This is a genomic window from Anaerovibrio sp., from assembly GCF_024697385.1.
Classification (GTDB): Bacteria; Bacillota; Negativicutes; order Selenomonadales; family Selenomonadaceae; genus Anaerovibrio.
Genome location: NZ_JAILFV010000158.1, coordinates 1 through 3,292 on the forward strand (window position 1 = coordinate 1; position 3,292 = coordinate 3,292).

The following is a 3,292-nucleotide window of genomic DNA, read 5'->3' on the forward strand; positions in this document are numbered from 1 at the left end:
GAAGCGGTCCTTCCAATTATCAAGGACATGGCTGGGGCAGAGATTACCAGCTGCGATGTAACACCTGAACACATGTATATCAAGGTTGTTAATAAGCGGTTGAAGGAGGAAGTTGCCACTGTTGATGTGGTACAGGCCGGCTTGGTTATTTCCAATTCATAGGTAGGACTTGGCTCTGTGAAGGTTGAGCCATTAATTTATAGGCTTGTATGTAAGAACGGCCTTATTCTGAAAGATTACACCCAGAAAAAATATCATGTAGGTAAGCAGGTTGATGGTGACAGTGCATACGAGCTGTATTCGGATGAAACACTGCAGGCGGATGATAAAGCCTTCTTCATGAAGGTTCAGGACACTGTTAAGGTGGCAGCCGATGAAACTAAATTCGTTATGGCAGTGGATAAGCTGCGGTCAGCCATGGACATCCCTTTGGGCAAGGATCCGATGCAGGAGGTAGAGGTTTTGGCTGATAGGTATATGCTCACCCAGAATGAGCGTGGAGATGTCCTGCGTCAGCTCTTTATGAGTGGCGACAACAGCCGTTATGGACTCCTTAATGCAGTTATTGCTACATCCCAGCTTGCGCCTAGCTACGAGCGTGCTACGGCCTTAAAACGTATTGGTGGTGAGATACTTGCGGAGCCTATGCCCAAGCATAGGGGTGTAATCAATATCACACCCGTAAGGTCTTTGGGAGCGTTAACGGCATAGGTTTGAACAGGAGGTAAATCATGTCAACATATTCAAACTGCTTGGCTTATGACAATATTGACTGTTTGTTGCGGATTGATGGTTGTATTTATTTGTTTGCCAAGGCTGGTGACAGCGATTTTCAGGTAACACTGAACCCAAATCAGGCAAAGTTGTTGGGGGAAGCTCTTATCAGGGCTGCTGGAAAAGTGGAAGTATCTGCTCTGGGCTATGGGAGTAGATATTTTGGTGATATCAAGTTGGAGTATGAGCTTGCTGAACGGAAGGAGGATGGAGGAAATGAAGTTTTCGTTGGAGATGATTCTGAAGGTTTTGATGGCGGCAATCCCAGTAATTCTGGGGAAGAAGTTAAAGTGAAAATCGCATAGAAAGGATGAAATATAATGCCGGCAACCAAGTTCTCCTGTCCAGATGGGAAGGAGATTTCAATTTCAGGGTGTTTGGATGGGTGCAGGTGTGGGACACGCTGTATGTTCCTGCCAACACTAAGGGCAGTGGCTCAGAGTTCTGACCGACAGCTCGATGAACCCAGTGTTACGGAGCTTTTGAATGGAACCAGAGAAGTATTCCTCAAAAAGACCAGAGAATACGCCATTAACCCAGAGGATGCCTTATACGCCCTACAAGGACAGGGCATACATGGTATCCATGAGAAGCATATTGATGGTGATATTTTGGCTGAGGTGAGGCTAAAGGATGGTACTACCAGTGGCAAATTTGACCTCTATGGACAGCTCCTTGATGAAGATACAGGAACACTGGGGGATTTGAAGGTAACTTCCAGCTACAAGCTGATGCGGGCCTTGGGGTATTACAAGAAGTCTGTTCCAACAGGAGAGGTCTATAAGACTGGTGCCAAGAAAGGTCAGCCAAAGTACCGTCAGGAACTGTTTACAGATGGTGTCAGGTATGTTATGGACTGGGCCTTACAGCTGAATTATTATCGGATATTGCTGGAACAGCAGGGCTTTGAGGTCAAAAGGATGTTTATTCAGGCAATATGTAGAGATGGAAGCCTTAGAATAGCGGCTGAGCGGGGTATTGACAGGAATGTCTACATTATTCCTATCAATAAGATTTCCGACCACTGGCTTATCAGGTACTTTAAGCATAAGGCGAAGGCCTTGAAGGAAGCTATGGCCACAGGTGAAATGCCAAAGCTGTGCTCAGCCAGGGAACGCTGGCACGATAAGAAGTGCCAGAGCTATTGTGATGTGGCCGACTACTGTGACCACGGACAGGCTGTAAAGCAGGCTATGATAAAGAAAGCAGGATAATGTGAAGGGGCTCTGCCATTAAAGGCAGTGCCCTTGATATTTGGGGGTGTTTAATATGGCAAACTATGTGCGTAATGTGCTGGTTTTGTTGGGAGCCAAAGAAGATGTAGAAAAGGTTATGGGTTTTATTAGTGGCAAGAATGGTCTTGTGGATATGGAAAAAATCCTTCCTTTGCCGAAAAAGTCGGAGGTGGATGTTCACCATTGGAAAATAGCCAACTGGGGTTCTACTGATGCCTTGGACTGCATTAGGAACAATGATAATACTATCAGTTTTTCCACCGCTTGGACTGCACCATTAAAGGCAATTGAAACTCTGGTCAAAAGGTTCCCCGAGGTGGACTTCAGGTATTATTGGGCTACTGATGACCGGGGAGCAGACTCCGGCTTGCAGCTTTGGGAGGATGGCGAAATGATTAAGGAAGTAAGGCCATATAATTTGGTATACCGATATTGCTGGGACTCCTTGCCCCTGATTGCGTGAATGTTATGAGAGGAGAGAATTTACAATGGAAACTTCAACGGAAAGACCAATCAAGAAAATCACGGCCAAACTGGTCAAGGTCATGGAGGAAGTCTCGCATGTCCAGAAGAACGGAACTAATGAATTTCATAAATACCAGTATGCGACGGCGGCAGATGTGCTGGAAAAGGTTAATGAGGCATTGGTCAAGAATAAGATATGCTCGATTGCCAAGGCCAATCTCATCTCGCTGGAGCATGTTGTCAATGCAAAGGGCAATAAGGAGCACCTGGCGACGGTACAAATGAACATAAGGCTTATTGATTCTGATTCTGGTGAATATGTGGATATAACTGGTCTTGGTAATGGACAGGACAGCGGAGACAAGGCCGTTATGAAGGCTGAAACAGCCAGTATCAAGTACGCCTATATGATGGCATTTAACATCTCTACTGGTGATGATCCGGAGGCGGATATCCGCACCGACCAGTTTGTATCAGAAGTACCCAAGCCAAAGGCTGTCAGTAGAAGCACAGGAGCTGCCTACAGCCTTGGGGCCGTTTGCGCAGACTGTGGCACCAAAATTTCTGACAAAGTACAGAAATTCAGTCAAGAACGCTTCGGAACCGGCCTCTGCATGAACTGCCAGAAAAACCATCAGGCGGTGTAGTAGAAATGCAATACATCATTTCATAATTTAAAGTACTAACTATATGGTAATATTCGTGTAAAATAATAAACAGCTTCATGTGAAACGACCTCCAGCACCAACGCTGGAGGTCGTTTTTTGTATAAAGAAAACCACGCGATAGTCGCGTGGTTCAGAAAAGCTTTAGCTATG

5 protein-coding genes are annotated in these 3,292 nt (G+C 45.7%); all 5 read left to right on the forward strand.

The features are described from left to right. The first annotated feature begins 177 nt into the window (after window positions 1-177). Genes K6C05_RS08520 through K6C05_RS08540 form a run of 5 tightly spaced genes read left to right on the forward strand, consistent with a single transcriptional unit; the run spans window position 178 to window position 3,121 of the window. Window positions 178-711 carry a hypothetical protein gene (locus K6C05_RS08520; protein WP_296733643.1) on the forward strand — a complete coding sequence of 178 codons (534 nt, stop codon included), beginning with the start codon at window positions 178-180 and terminating at the stop codon, window positions 709-711. Between the two features lie 20 nt (window positions 712-731). Then, window positions 732-1,079, forward strand: a complete 348-nt coding sequence (locus K6C05_RS08525; RefSeq protein WP_296733646.1) for a hypothetical protein — start codon at window positions 732-734, stop codon at window positions 1,077-1,079. Window positions 1,080-1,094: 15 nt separating this feature from the next. Beyond that, window positions 1,095-1,988, forward strand: coding sequence for a hypothetical protein (locus K6C05_RS08530; RefSeq protein ID WP_296733647.1), 894 nt, complete (start codon window positions 1,095-1,097; stop codon window positions 1,986-1,988). A gap of 55 nt (window positions 1,989-2,043) precedes the next feature. Next, window positions 2,044-2,472 carry a hypothetical protein gene (locus K6C05_RS08535; protein WP_296733649.1) on the forward strand — a complete coding sequence of 143 codons (429 nt, stop codon included), beginning with the start codon at window positions 2,044-2,046 and terminating at the stop codon, window positions 2,470-2,472. A 25-nt stretch (window positions 2,473-2,497) separates the two neighbouring features. Then, entirely contained in the window at window positions 2,498-3,121 is a 624-nt protein-coding gene (locus tag K6C05_RS08540) for an ERF family protein (RefSeq protein ID WP_296733652.1), read from the forward strand. Window positions 3,122-3,292 lie beyond the last annotated feature (171 nt).

Coding starts and splice junctions, on each gene's coding strand:
- K6C05_RS08530 (WP_296733647.1), top strand. CDS start 1,095: ATGCCGGCAACCAAGTTCTCCTGTCCAGATGGGAAGGAGATTTCAATT.
- K6C05_RS08540 (WP_296733652.1), top strand. CDS start 2,498: ATGGAAACTTCAACGGAAAGACCAATCAAGAAAATCACGGCCAAACTG.
- K6C05_RS08525 (WP_296733646.1), top strand. CDS start 732: ATGTCAACATATTCAAACTGCTTGGCTTATGACAATATTGACTGTTTG.
- K6C05_RS08535 (WP_296733649.1), top strand. CDS start 2,044: ATGGCAAACTATGTGCGTAATGTGCTGGTTTTGTTGGGAGCCAAAGAA.